8 protein-coding genes and 1 pseudogene are annotated in these 13,392 nt (G+C 66.0%); 4 read left to right on the top strand and 5 right to left on the bottom strand.

The annotated features are described in order from the left end of the window. Nucleotides 1–56: 56 nt before the first annotated feature. Nucleotides 57–341 (bottom strand): hypothetical protein, encoded by a 285-nt coding sequence (locus ABQF13_RS07760; RefSeq protein WP_448392158.1) that lies wholly within the window; start codon nt 339–341, stop codon nt 57–59. 600 nt (nt 342–941) lie between these two features. Between ABQF13_RS07760 and ABQF13_RS07755 the strand changes: the two genes are divergently transcribed. Both ABQF13_RS07755 and ABQF13_RS07750 read left to right on the top strand, forming a co-directional pair. Further along, a complete protein-coding gene (locus ABQF13_RS07755) occupies nt 942–3,221 on the top strand; it encodes an esterase-like activity of phytase family protein (RefSeq protein ID WP_448392658.1) in 2,280 nt (759 codons plus the stop codon). Nucleotides 3,222–3,446: 225 nt separating this feature from the next. Continuing rightward, nucleotides 3,447–4,010, top strand: coding sequence for a VldE C-terminal domain-containing protein (locus tag ABQF13_RS07750; RefSeq protein ID WP_448392157.1), 564 nt, complete (start codon nt 3,447–3,449; stop codon nt 4,008–4,010). Nucleotides 4,011–4,076: 66 nt separating this feature from the next. On the opposite strand, the gene ABQF13_RS07745 is transcribed toward ABQF13_RS07750, so the two are convergent. Beyond that, on the bottom strand, nt 4,077–5,627 hold the full coding sequence (locus ABQF13_RS07745) for a DUF7937 domain-containing protein (protein WP_448392156.1): 1,551 nt from the start codon (nt 5,625–5,627) through the stop codon (nt 4,077–4,079). Nucleotides 5,628–5,753: 126 nt separating this feature from the next. On the opposite strand from ABQF13_RS07745, the gene ABQF13_RS07740 reads away from it, so the two are divergent. Further along, on the top strand, nt 5,754–7,181 hold the full coding sequence (locus ABQF13_RS07740; RefSeq protein WP_448392155.1) for a DUF7159 family protein: 1,428 nt from the start codon (nt 5,754–5,756) through the stop codon (nt 7,179–7,181). A 30-nt stretch (nt 7,182–7,211) separates the two neighbouring features. On the opposite strand, the gene ABQF13_RS07735 is transcribed toward ABQF13_RS07740, so the two are convergent. Continuing rightward, on the bottom strand, nt 7,212–8,360 hold the full coding sequence (locus ABQF13_RS07735) for a Fic family protein (RefSeq protein ID WP_448392154.1): 1,149 nt from the start codon (nt 8,358–8,360) through the stop codon (nt 7,212–7,214). 380 nt (nt 8,361–8,740) lie between these two features. On the opposite strand from ABQF13_RS07735, the gene ABQF13_RS07730 reads away from it, so the two are divergent. Then, nucleotides 8,741–9,769: a patatin-like phospholipase family protein gene (locus ABQF13_RS07730; RefSeq protein ID WP_448392153.1), complete on the top strand. Its 1,029-nt coding sequence runs from the start codon at nt 8,741–8,743 to the stop codon at nt 9,767–9,769. On the opposite strand, the gene ABQF13_RS07725 is transcribed toward ABQF13_RS07730, so the two are convergent. Next, nucleotides 9,762–10,742: an ERCC4 domain-containing protein gene (locus ABQF13_RS07725; protein ID WP_448392657.1), complete on the bottom strand. Its 981-nt coding sequence runs from the start codon at nt 10,740–10,742 to the stop codon at nt 9,762–9,764. The genes ABQF13_RS07730 and ABQF13_RS07725 overlap by 8 nt on opposite strands. A 78-nt stretch (nt 10,743–10,820) precedes the next feature. Beyond that, nucleotides 10,821–11,441: pseudogene (locus tag ABQF13_RS07720) on the bottom strand (DUF3375 family protein); the annotation flags it as partial. Nucleotides 11,442–13,392 lie beyond the last annotated feature (1,951 nt).

The raw sequence follows: 13,392 nt of genomic DNA, 5'->3' as shown, positions 1-13,392 counted from the left end.
CTGGCAAATCTGGGCTCAGAGCACGGTGGCGGGTGGGAGACAATGACGTGTGCTGCCTACCCGCTCGACATCGACAGCTGGAAACCAGAAACGCTGGGGGCGTCGTCGGTGCCGCTGGCGCCGCGGCATGGGCCGCGGTGTCGGGCGTGGACGTCGCCTGCCGTCCGCGCGGGTGGACGGAAACTGCACAGAATGCCGGGGAAGAAACGGTTAGCCGCGCTGATGTTGTGGCCGAACAGTTCTGGAATAACCCGGGCGCGGTAGCGACTGCGATAGGTGTCGGCGCCGCATTGCTCGAAAGCGCGCGCAGCGAGTTGTCGGCCAAGGCCAATGAGTTCCACGCCGGACCGCGGAAGGTAACTGACTCGTGGGTGGTGCAAATTGATTCAACGTATGTCTCTGAGAAAAGAGATGGCGCTATTGCAGACGTCGGTATTGCGGGAGCATGAGCCATGCATGCAATGCTGATTGCTGTGGGGGCTGAGGCGGCGGACGCGGTTATGTAGGCGGGCAAGGGATTCAATAAGGTCGGTTCGGCGACCGCTCGCAACGGCGTCGCGGCCCGCCGATCAGCTGCCCGATCCCGGGACGATGGTCGGTGTGCTTGGCCGGGAGGCGATCCGCTCGGCTGATCAACAGCAAAGTGTGCGTGGGATTAAACCTATTCGCATGGCCAAACAGGTTGAACATCAACGCGGTTGAGGAATTTGACAAAGGCGGCGAGTTTGTCGGCAGGACGCGGCATCGCTTAGGCCGGTTCGCCGCCGAAGGTTACTGCCGAGTCAGTTGACGAGCGCGCCAAAGTCACGCTGTTGCCTCTTGTTCACCCGGCGATTACCGGCTGGCTACCTGTACGCGCCAAACTCACTCGACCCATTGGACAACTGAAGAGGGTGTAGCGCGTGAGGACGAACTCGGCTCGGGCGGTGGCCGCGGCGACGATGGCAGCGTTGATGGTGGCTGGATGCTCGGCCGACCGGCAGCAGGAAGACACCACCGAGAACCGCCCCGACGGCGATTTCAACCTGCCGGCATCGCAGCGTTACCACCGGCTGACCACCTACCCGGTGTACCTCAACGGGCCCGCCGAGGATCCGGTCGACGCAGAGACGGTCGCCGAGATCTCCACCGTCACACCCGACGGCAACACCGTCATCTACACCGACGCCGCCGCCAAGCGCATCGGTTTCCTCGACATCCGCGACCCGGCGAAACCCGCTGGCCTGGGGACGCTTTCACTGGCAGAGCTGGGCAACGCCGACGACCAGCCCACCTCGGTGGCCGCCGTCGGCGACGTCGTGCTGGTCGTCGTCGACACCACCGGCCGCGACTTCACCAACCCGTCGGGCCGCGTCGACATCGTCCGCGTCGACGACCGCACCCGCGTGCACAGCATCGGCCTGGGCGGACAACCGGATTCGATCGCGATCAGCCCGGACGGCTCGTTCGCCGCGGTCGCGATCGAGAACCAACGCGACGAGGAGGCCACCCCGCCCGGTGGCGAAGAAGGCGACTTACCGCAGCCGCCACCGGGATTCGTCCAACTCATCGACCTCGCCGGTGCGCCGACGACATGGACTCCACGCCGCGTCGACTTCGACGTCGACGCCGCCCGCGCCGCCGGGCTCCACACACCCGAAGACCTCGAACCCGAGTACGTCGCCATCAACTCCCGGGGTCAGGTCGCGGTGACGCTGCAGGAGAACAACGGCATCGCGATCATCGACGGACGCACCGGTGAAGTCAGCCAGATCCACAGCGCTGGAAGTACCTCCGTCGACGGCATCGACACCGCCGAGAATGGATCGATCGACCAGACCGGCTCCATCCCCGACACTGCCCGCGAGCCCGACGCCATCGGCTGGATCGGCGACGATCACCTCGCCACAGCCAACGAGGGCGACTGGACGGGCGGCACCCGCGGCTGGACGATCTTCGACGCCAACACCGGCGAGGTGGTCTGGGACGCTGGCAACACGTTCGAACAGCTAGCGGTACGCACCGGCCTGCACATCGAAAGCCGCGCCGAATCGAAGGGACCCGAACCCGAAGGGCTCGCCATCACCGAGATCGGCGGTAAGCCCACCGTGCTGATCGCCTCGGAGCGCAGCAATTTCGTCGCCGCCTACGACGTCAGCGACGTCACCGCGCCGGTCTTTCGCCAAATCATGCCGACCACGCCAGGACCCGAAGGCGTCCTGCCCATTCCGGCGCGCAACCTTCTGGTCATCTCGTCGGAGGCCGACGACGCCGAAGCCCGGGTGCGCTCCTCGGTCACCGTCTACGGCTACGGCGACCAGTACGCGGCGGCCGGCGGCACGCCCGCGTTCCCGTCCATCGTGTCCGGTGACGTCGACGGCGCCCCGATCGGCTGGGGCGCGCTGAGCGCCCTGGCCGCCGACCCGGCCGACGAGAACCGCCTCTACACCTCACCCGACATCGCGGTCGGACCGTCGCGGATCCTCGGCATCGACCTGACCAAGACCCCGGCGTTGATCGACACCGCGCTGCCGGTCACCGAGAACGGACAGCCCGTCACGCTGGACATCGAGGGCGTCTCCGCCCGGCCAGATGGCGGGTTCGTGCTCGCCGTGGAGGGCGAAGACGGCCCGGGCAACCAGCTGGTCTACGTCGGCGCCGACGGCAGCATCGAACGGCGCGTCGGGTTGCCCGCCGACATCGCCGCGGCGCTGGGCGGGCAGGGCCTGGAAGGGGTGGCTGTCGACGGCGACGGCGTCTGGGTGGTGCTGCAGCGCGAGCTCGAGGGCGATCCAGCGGGCGTCGCGCGGATCGGCCGCTACACCTCGGGCGGTGACACGTGGGAGTGGTACGGGTACGCGCTGGAAAGCACTTCGGCGGAGGGCGATTGGATCGGGTTGTCCGAGATCGCCGTGCGCGACGGCAATCTGCTGGTGCTGGAGCGCGACAAGCTTAACGGACCCGACGCGCGGGTGAAGGCCATCTACCGTGTCGCGGTGCCCGACGGCCCCGGAGTGACGTCGGCAGGAGAAGCGCCGCCGGTGCTGTCAAAGACGCTGGCGCGCAACCTGTTGCCGGATCTGCAGGCGACCAACGGCTTCGTGCAAGAGAAGGTCGAAGGTTTCGCGACCGCCGGCAATGGCAACCTGTACGTGGTCACCGACAACGACGGACTCGACGACGCAAACGGCGAAACCCAGTTCCTCGATCTCGGTCCGGCGGGTGAGGCATTGCGGTCCTAACGGCCAAAGCGGCGGAGGTCACATGCGTCGCTAAACATGATGCTGACCACGGGTGGCTGAGGTAGTCGGCGCGGCGGCGGCCCGGTGAGCTGGTGTTTTGTTCTCAAATCGGTGAATCGGCGTGCCCGCGAAGGGTTCACGGCAATTTGCGCTCACCGGAGCGGTCGATAGGCTGCGGCCCCGATGGGAAGGCATTCGGTAGCCAAACGGCGGCAGTCAGCGCGTTTGGCCGTAGTCGCAGGGGTGGTCGCCGCCGGCACGTTGTTTGTCGTCGGTGCAGACGGCCCTCCGCGCACCGTCGAGGCGGCTGTGACGGCGCCGCAGCCGAGCCCGGCGCCGCCGATGCAGCTGATGGCCGCCGAGCCGCCGCCTCCGCCTGCCCCGGCTCCGTTACCGCAGGGGGTGGCACCGGAGACCGGGCTGCAGGTCGACACGATCCTGACCGCGCGTGCGGTGAGCGCGACCTTTCCGGAGATCCTCGACATCGGCGGAGTCCGATCGGATCCGTTGAAGTGGCATCCGCACGGGTTGGCGATCGACGTGATGATCCCGAACGCGCGCTCGGCGGAGGGAGTAGCGCTGGGGGACAGGGTCACGGCGTACGTGCTGGAGAACGCCGAGCGGTTCGGTCTGGTGCACGCGATCTGGCGACAGACCATCTACAAGCCCGATGGTTCGAAAAGGACGATGGCGAACCGGGGTTCGGACACCGCCAACCATTACGACCATGTGCACATCGCCACCGAGGGCGGCGGATTCCCGTCGGAGGACCAGACCTACCTACGCTGACACCCTCTCTGCGATTTCGGTGCGCTAACAAGCGAACAGCGCAGGTTGGCGCACCGAAATCACACGTTACGACGGCGGTTCGCGGCGTTGGATCCGCAGCGCGGTGGTGAACTGCTCGGTCTCCGGCGCCAACACGGTCGTCGACGAATCTTCTGGCCGCCGAACGATTCTCGGCGGCGGCGCCGGATGCACCACCGTCGACGGCTCAGGCTCAGGCTCAGGCTCCGGCAGACGCGGTTCGCGGCGACGCATCAGGTAGCCCGCCAGCGGCCCGGTGAACAGCATCACGACCAACACGACCAGACACAGCATGCAGATCACCACGTCGAACGTGCTGGTGATCTGTTGGGCCAGGTTGTTGCCGTAGATGGCGCCGGACGACGGTTCTGCGTAGCGCGGGGCCAGCGCGACGCCAATCGCCACGTTGGCGACCGTGAACACGAACAGCAAGGCGCTGAACGCTGCGAGGACGGCCGTCGAGGACAACCCCCGGCCGAGCTGGCGGTGCAGCCACCACGCGATGAGGCCGGCGAACAGGTTGAACGCCGTCATCGCCACGCTGTCGTACAGCGCGCGAGGCAGATCCAGCGACATCGCGATCACGAAGTCGACCACCCGGCACACCGCCGCGGCGAACGCCCAGAACGCGATCAGCGTCAGGCACTTCTGCGCGGCGGAGCGAAACGCCCCCAGCGTCGGCGGTTTGATCAGGAAGACGGTGTACAGCGTCGTCGGCGCGACGATCGCCGCGGCGGCCGCCCAGAACAGGTAACCCTCGTAGCCGACCGCCGCCGTCGACGTATTCTGCGCGATGCCGTGGAACGCGTCGACGTCGCGACCGACCGGCAGCACCCACACCAGCAATGCGGCCAGCCCGGCCGACGCGCCCAGCGCCGTGGCGGCCATCCGCGCGGCCGCCGACTTCAGGATGAGCCAGCGCGACCCGATGATCACCGCGGTCAGCGCCACCGCGCCGTAGAGCAGCGTCGTGACGATGACGGCGATGTCCTGGCCGTCGAACTCGGCGTTGGCGACGAACAGGTAGCGCAGCCGCCAGTACACGTTCCACCCCATCGACAGTGTCGCGAGCGTGATCGACACCGCACCGAGCACCCGAGCAACCGCATACCAGCGCCGAAACCCGTTGTCTTCGAGGGTGATACTGGTCACCGGCCGCTGCATCGCCAGCAGCGCACCCCCGACCCCGAGCACCAGGCCGGGGCCGATGCCCGGCGGCACGATGCCGGTGCCGCCGTCGCGCACGGTCTCCACCAGGTGATAGCCGACGAAGCCGAGCGCGACCACGAGGTAGGGCAGGCAGACGAACAGCCGAACTCGACTGAGCAGACGGACGTCGAGCTGCGGGTTGGTGAGGCGCAGCGGGCCGATGTGCGCGTCGAGCGCGGCGGTGACCGCGAGCGCCGTCACGACGATCACCAGCGCCCACACACCGTTCGTACTGCCGGGCACGGCGAACCCGAAGTCGAGGTTCCACGGCAGCAACAACGCGAGGACGAGCAGGGCGACCGCGATGCCGTCGCGCACCCTGTTGGTGCGGACGGGCACGTAGCCGACGCGCGATGACGGGCCGGACGCGTCGTAACGCGGGTCGCTCACGTGCCGATTCCTCCTATAGAGACGTGTCGGGGTTCAGCGTGCTCACTTTTGCGTCGTCACACAAGCGAGACGCGAAGGGTAACTTTGGACCGTTGTGGCAGGGACGAGATTGGCGAGGGTGAACTGGTGGACGTAGTCCTCGGGGTGGCGGTGACCGGGCGGGTCGCGCGGCTGGCGATGGTCGGCGCCGCGGACGCGCAGGTCTATGACCAGTACGCGCTGGATCTGCCCGATGACGCGATGACCGATCTCGCCGACACGATCGTGGGCACGTACCGGGCGGTGGCCGACTCGGGCAACCGGGTGGCCGCGACGCGGATCTGTCTGCCCGACGCCGAGGCGGCCCAGGCGCTGCGCCAGACGGTGTCGGATGCCGGGGTGGCCAACGTCGAGGTGGTGCCGGAGGCCGATGCGCTGGCCGGCAGTGCCGGCGCGGACGACGAGTTCGCGACCGCGCGGGGTGCGGCGCTGACGCCGGCCGCCGGGTTCCCGGCGGGTGCGGCGACGCAGATGGCGCCGGTGGCCGACGACGCAACGCAGATGGGGCAGGCGGCCGGTGAGGCGACGCAGATGGCGCCGACGGCGGATCCTGCCGTGGTCGGGCCGCAGCTGGCCTACTCGCAGGAGGAGCCGGGCGAGTATGAGCTGCCGTTGGATTCGTTGGAGGAGTTCGTTCCGGAGCTGGAGGACGAAGAGGCCTACACCTCGATGATTCCGGCGCCGCCGCCGCGGACGCTGCTGATGGGCAGTGCGCTGGGGTTCGTGGTGGTCAGCTTCGCGACGCTGGCGGCGTCGGTGGCGATCGCGGTGCGGCCGGTCGCCGATGTGTCCGCGCAGCCGCCGCCCCCGCCGCAGACGCAGGCGGACACGGTGCCCGGGCGTTACCTGCCGCAGGTGCCGCATGAGCCGGATCCGGTGGCGTTGCCGGTCGCGGTGGTGTCGCCGGCGCCGCAGGCGCCGCGGGGGACCGATGTGCGGGTGAACCGGGGGCCGAACCGGGTGGTGCCGCAGGTTCCGGCGCCGCAGGTGCCCGTGCCGGCGCCCGCTCCGCCGCCGGCACCGAACGCGCCGGTGGTTCCGGTGCCGGTCATTCCGCCGCCGTTCAATCCGTTCCCGACGCTGCCGACGTGGACGACGACGGTGACGACGTCCGTGACGCCGACGACCACCGCGACGCCCACTACTACTGCGACGCCGACGACCACGGCAACGCCGACGACGACGGAGACGGTGCCGACTACGACGGAGACGGTGCCGACGACGACGGAAATTGCGCCGACGACGACCGAGGCGCCCACCGTGGAGCCGACGATCCCGGATTCGCCGGTCACACCTACGCCTGAGCCGCCGACGACGCAGGTGGTGCCGACCTACACGCCGCCGCCTACTGTTGCGCCAGCACCCGCGCCTGCTCCAGCGCCCGCGCCCGCGCCAGCCCCTGCCCCTGCCCCCGCGCCGGTGGTTCCGCAGATGCCGTCGAGTGGAAGTGGAAGCGGCAGCAGCAGTGGAGGTTCCGTTCAGGCGCCTGCGACGACGGTGTTGGAGTCGCCGTAGCGCCAGGTTGCGGCATCCGTCGGCGTTGGGTTACGGATCGAGGACCCGCAAGACGTCCTCAGCGAACCATCGATGACGGGTACCGGGACCCTCGCCGACCTCGCGGACGATTCCTTCGGCAGTAAGCGCCCTGAGTAGTTTTGTGGCCCCAGGCTGACTTACACCCAACGCACTTTGAACAGCCCGCACGGTCATGATCGGGTTAGCGAACAGTAAGTCGGCTACCTCGATGGCGCGACTGCGACTTCCCTGCAGCCGCAGTCTGTACTGCTCTCTGAGATCAGCCAACTCTTCGGCACGACTCACCGCATCAGTTGCTTGACCGGCAATGCCGGACAGGAAAAAGTCCAGCCATTCGTCAATCTCGCCACGCTCGCGGACCAATTGCAATCTGTCGTAGTAATCGTCTTTGCGTTGGTCGAAGTAGCTGGAGATGTAGAGCAACGGAGTAGGCAGACGTCCGAGGCTCACAAGATAGAGGATGATGAAAAGCCGTCCAAGACGGCCATTTCCATCCAGGAACGGGTGAATCGTTTCAAACTGGTAGTGAAGAAGCGCGCACCGAATCAGCAACGGTAGCTTGGGCTGTTCATCGTGGAGGTACTTCTCCCAGTCGTCTAGCGCCTTCCACATCTCTTCAACAGTGGGAGGGACGAACCGTGCCGTCCTCGGCTGATTGTCGGGAGACGAGATCCAGTTCTGACTCTGGCGAAACTCGCCCGGTGTTCGTTCCTGGCCGCGAACGCCGGTTAGTAGGAGCTTGTGCATCTCGCGAATTAGACGCAGCGAGATCGGGAAGCCCTCGTCCATCCTGCGCAAGCCATGCCTGAGAGCTTGGATGTAGTTGCGAACTTCCTGAACATCCTCCCGCGGCGACCGATCGGTGACCTCGGCGTCAAACACTTCCGTTACTGAAGCCTGCGTCCCTTCGATCCGCGAGCTGGCAACGGCTTCTCGTGTGATGTAGGCGTTCACAAGCAGATGTGGGTCAGGCAAAAGTCTCCCGGCGCCGGCCAACCTCCCCAATGCAGCGTCTGCCTCTGACATGAGCATGATGGTGTGGGGATCCAGCGTTAGTTCTTTCGGAACAAATGCCGGTACGAATGCGTGGTAGGCAGCAGATCCACCCGTCGATACCGCTCTCCCCCAATGGGGAGCTACAAACTTGGTTGGGTCCACACCGACAAGCTATAACAAAAATGCGTTTGAGTTATAGGTTGTATACGCACCTACAACCTCCGTTTAAAGCGCGAGTGCCACCGGTACCGGCAGCAGACACTGCCGCGTTTAAAAGGTCGTCGCTGGTCAACGTCTTACCAGGCGACCACTTCGGTGGGCCTCACGCCCCGGTCGGCTCCACTCACGCCCACCTCGAGACCGACACAATGGTCGATTCGCCGGCCTGAAACCAGCCAAAGCGTCGGCCTAGATGGACTCGACGCGACGACGCTAGGCCTCAGACGCTGGCCGGCACCTCGGCGCTCGCCCGCAGCTGCGTTCGTGCTTGATCGCGGTGAGGCTCTGGATCTGATGTCAGCATCTCGTGTCAGGCTGGACCCATGACTGCGACGCCACCCCCGGGCCGTGCGGATCTCGTGTTGTCCGGCGGCGGGGTGAAGGGCATCGGGCTGGTGGGAGCGGTCGGCGCGCTCGAGGACGCGGGCTATGAGATCCGGCGGGTGTCGGGCACCTCCGCGGGGTCGCTGGTGGGGGCGGTGGTGGCCGCGGCGGCGCAGCGCGATGCACTGACCAGCGAGCAGCTGCGCGACCTCGCGTTGAACGTGCCGTATCACAAGTTCGGTGACAGCGGACCGATCGAGCGGATCCCGGTGCTGGGCACGGCATGGGGGTTGCTACGCGAAACCGGTATCTACCGAGGCGATTTCGCGCATGACTGGATACGCGGTGAGCTGAACAACCTGGGCGTGCGCACCTTCGGGGATCTGGCCGTCGACAACGATCACTTGCTGCCGGAGCGACGGTACCGGCTGGTGGTCACGGTGACCGACTTGACGACCGGCCAACTCGTGCGGCTGCCATGGGACTACCGGCGGGTCTACGGCCTGGACCCCGACGAGCAGCCGGTCGCCGACGCGGTGCGCGCCTCGATGGCTATCCCGTTTTTGTACCGGCCGGTGACGTTGAGAACCGCTGCGGGGCAACCGTGCACGTTGGTCGACGGCGGTGTGCTGTCGAACTTCCCGATCGATTCCTTCGACCGTCCCGACGGCAAGGAGCCGCGCTGGCCGACGTTCGGGGTGACGGTGGTGCCCTACCTGCCGGCGCCGACGGCCGGAGACCTGATTCCCGTGCTGGGCCGGTTGCCGTTGGGTGGGCCGTCGTTGCTGGAAAGCCTGATCACCACCATGCTGGTCGGACATGACCAGACGCACCTGAGCCAGCCGTGGGTCAAGGTGCGCACCATCCAGGTGGACTCGACCGATGTCGGTGTGCTCGATTTCGGCATCACCCGTCAGGACGCCGAAACACTGTACGAGAAGGGGTATTCGGCGACTACCGAGTTCCTGTCCACCTGGGACTGGCCGGCGTACCTCGAGCGGTTCCGCGCGGCGCACCGGGTCAGCTAGGGTCGTTGGCGTCGTGCCAGGCCTGCCAGATGTCGGGGCGGAGCCGACCGCGGTCGGGAACCGCGAGCCCGGCGGTGCGGGCCCAGGCGCGGACTTCGGCGGTGCTGGGTCCTGGTGGTGCGGCTGCCTGACTGACGTCGACGGTGGCCGGTGAGATGCGTTGCAGCGCAGCGTGTTCGGTGGTCGTCCAGGCGTGGGCGGCGGCGAGGAAGCGGTAGGTCCATTCCTCGGCGAGCTGGCGGGTCTCGCAGAACACGATCGGCACGTTGGGCCAGCGGATCTGCAGTTCGGCCAGCGCGTCGGTGACCACGGCGGGACGGACCCAGTCGAGCTTGAACACCTGTGAGTAGCGGTCCTCCACCACGACGGCCGCACGCGGCAGCGCGGCCAGATCGGCGACCTGATAGCGCAGCTTGCCGCTGGTCAGGCTGGAGACCAGATCGGCCAGGGATTTGCGTTCCACGCTGGCGACCAACTGCCCGTCGACCACCAGACCGTAGTCGCCGCACGGCAGCGCCCGCTGCACGGTGCTGACCTGCTGGGTGCCGAACCGGTAGGCGTAGCGCTCGTGGGAGTCGATCACGATCTGCAGCTCGTCGATGCCCTGGGCGCGGGCGGTCGGGGTGCGCACGTTCGGACGGGCCTGCTTGCGGGTGCGCGGCGCCTGCCAGAAGACGGCGTCGCGGCCGCGTGCGGTGGTGAAGACCAGCTGCGAGCGGTTTTCGCGGGCCCGCTGCACGATCACGTCGATGGCCGCACCGCGGCGCTGACACGAGCGCAGTTCGAGGCGTTCGACGATCTCCGCGTCGGCGGGCCACTCGTCGAGGCCGACCGGGTGGCAGTACAGCGCCTTGACCCGCGGCCACGTCCCCGACGTGCGAAACACCAGGTCACCGCCGGGCTGCGGCAGCCGCAGCAGATACGGCAGCCGCGAATTCTCATCCGGGTTGCGCGCGATCACCAACTCCGCCACACCCCGAGTCTGCCCAATGTGCGCGAGATTCGGCGCGACGACCCCCGCGCGGGCCTGTGCCATGGCGGTCCGAGCGGCTAGTGGTGCGGTGAATGTCAGTCGAAGGACGGCGATTTCGCGGTCACGGCCGTCCAGGGAGTGGAAGCGCACGACGCTGGATTCGGTGTCGTGGTCGGATGTGGGGGTTTGGGGCTGGCTGAGCGCCCAGGACCACAGCACGATGACGTGGCCGAGGTAGGCGGTGTCGGGCATGGCAACGGCGTCGGGCAGCGACACGGGCCCGTCGCGCAGCGCGTCGTTGAGCATGGCCGACATGGCGGGGGCGTCGACTTGGGTGGTGAGGGCGGCGAAGCTGGTGAGGTCGACGTCGCCGTCGGCGGGTTTGGCGGGCTTCGGGTGGGACAGGTCGCCGATCTTGAAGCTCAGGGCGCCAACGGAAGTGACGGCGTGGCGGGCCAGCGGGACGTCGATGTCGAGGCGGGAGTCGGTGAAGCTGGACTTGAGCAGCGCGCGGGCGGCGCCGAGGGCGTCGTTGAGTTGGCGGGCGATGCCGCGGCTCTGTTCCATGGTGCCGAAGGCGGTGAAGCGTTTGACGCGTTGGGCGCAGCGCTGCTGGATGCGTTCGACTTCGTCGATCTGGTGGCCGACGAGTTCGAAGAAGCCGGCCATGACCTTGCGCAGGGCGGGCTCGAGGTCGGGTTACATACGACACCGTCCGCAGCAAGCGCGGTCGACCGCGCGTTGACCGAGTGCGTGATAACGGGGCCAAACCGCCAAGAAATCTGCCCAGAACGATTAGCTTTAGACAGCGAGTTCCGCGCGTCCAACGTACGAGGACATCCCCGCTGACTCTGGTGTGTTTTACTCCGGCGGAACTCCTTGCTGGAAGGGGCATTGTGTCGTTAGTTACGTCTTTCGAGTACAGAAGTGATCGGACGGCTCGAATTCGAGCTCATCACAAATGCGGGTGGTTCTACGCGGAAACACTCGAGGCCGGCAGAATCCTCCAGCTCGAAACCTATGCGAAAGATGGTACGACTGCGCAAGTTCTGCAGTTCGACCGGCACATGTCCGGTGAACTGATGAAGCTCATCGCGGAAGTTTTCCTCTGCCGCACAGAAAAATCAACGCCATCCTGAAGCGTCACTTGCGGCGTGGCGATTTCACTCGTTGATGGGCAAGGTCATCTATCGATTCCTGTGTCAGTCGGTTAAGTAAGTGCACCAGCTGGGTTTCCTCCAGGGCATCAAGGGAGATGTGCGACCGAGCAGCTCTGAGACGTCTTGCTAGCTGACGCATCAATTCTGACCGGGGGACCGTCAGCCCATTTTTCTCGGCGCGCCATAGCGCATCTCGCAGTGCGCGAGCTGACCGGCGGTTGCCTCCTAATGAAGGCCTCTCCATGATGGCGACCGACTCGTCCTCACCCAACGGCTGGCAGCCATCCGGTGCATCGACAAGGTCGGGGCCCAAGGCCCAAGCGCGCCACCATAGCCTGCGCAGTACATTTCGCGGGCGACCCAGAATTCGCTCCTCAGCGAGACTCGGGAATCGCCAGGGACCGATCTCGGGCACGACGACGACGCTCAGGAATGACCAGACCCCTTCATCGGCAGCGTCCGCTGGGATGATACGCATGAGCTCGAAAAGCGCTGTTCCGCAGGGGCGATCGAATTGCTGAGTGGACCCAGCGAGAGGTTGAGGAAAGCCGGCGGCTTTTGCTATCTCACGAATTGCGTTTTGGATCTCGAGCAACTTCTCTGCTGGCGCTGGGTGGCCGCCAGTTGCAGCTGGCGCGGCATCGGGATGGTCAATGGAGCCCAAACCGTAGAGTTCGTCCAGCTCGGCGCCGGCTCGCTCAGCCAGAATACGCTGGGCGGCAGCTCGACCCAGACGAGGGTAGAGAAGGGATCCGGAAATCACTGTAGTAATCCGCTGTGATGCTGGATGCGTCGTTCGAGCCTTGTGGGGTCTGTGTCAAGCCAGTGCTGTAATGTCACGACACTTTCGTGTGGCCATATCGCCCCGAGCAAGTTGCGAAGCACGCCGGCCACTGAGACAGCTTCGGCGTCCACATCTAGAGCGGCGATGTCGCCGTTTCGCAGAGCGTAATGCACCATCTGTCGGCTAATGTCCCAATTCAGAGTTCGCAATAGCTGCTCTGTGCCTTCATCTTTGGCGCCGTTCAATAGTTTGGCAATTGCGGGATGTCCAGAATTGAGTACTAGCCGCGCTGCTGACATGAACCGAGCATCTGGGTCGCTGAGATCAATTCTGAGCTCCCAACCCGCTCGAGGGTCCCGTCCACTGCGTTCGAAGTCGATACTTTCTGTTGGGAACTGAGCTCCAATGCCCTCGAGGTCGGTCCAATGCTGTGTACGCCAAAGGATGCTTCCCGGGTAATGGGGCGCGAGCGGTCCGAGGGGTTTGGGATCCGTTGAGACAAGCAGGGTTTCTAGGAAAAGACGACCTCCTAACTGGCGTCCATCCAAATTGAGTTTGACCGCTAGGTCGAAAGTGTCGCTTAGGGGAACCTGCAGTCTCGTAGCCTCGACCTGTATGTTCGTATGGCTAGATCTGGCAATAACGAGAACGAGGAGCTCGCTTTCCCAGTCGAGCGCACAGGCATCAGTGACAACGCGTCGATCAA

This window comes from Mycolicibacterium sp. XJ879 (assembly GCF_053483935.1).
This window is presented reverse-complemented; position numbering and strand designations above follow the sequence as displayed.